This is a genomic window from Blautia sp. AF19-13LB (assembly GCF_003479105.1).
GTDB lineage: Bacteria > Bacillota > Clostridia > Lachnospirales > Lachnospiraceae > Fusicatenibacter > Fusicatenibacter saccharivorans.
Genome location: NZ_QUGO01000075.1, coordinates 428 through 687, shown reverse-complemented (window position 1 = coordinate 687; position 260 = coordinate 428). Strand labels below are relative to the sequence as shown.

Genomic DNA, 260 nt, shown 5'->3' with positions numbered 1-260 from the left:
GCTCTGTGGGCGTTCTGCGTGAGCAGGGCAAGGACAGCAGCCTTGTCAAAATCGTCCCCCAGCTTCCGGGCTGTGATAGGCTTTGTCCTGTCCGGCGTGAGGTAGGAAAGCCGCCCCCGGCTCTCCTTGACGGTCACACCCTCCCGCAGCAAAAGGGAAGAAAACTCGTCAAAGCTGCCAGCTTGGGAAAGTGCCTGCCGTATCGTCCGGCGCAGCTTCGCCTTGTCCGTTTCAAACTTGGTGGGCTTGGTCGGCTGTCC

The 260-nt window shown here is 60.8% G+C and carries 1 pseudogene; it reads right to left on the bottom strand.

The window, feature by feature from the left end:
- A pseudogene (locus DWX32_RS20400) lies at positions 1-260 on the bottom strand (relaxase/mobilization nuclease domain-containing protein); the annotation flags it as partial.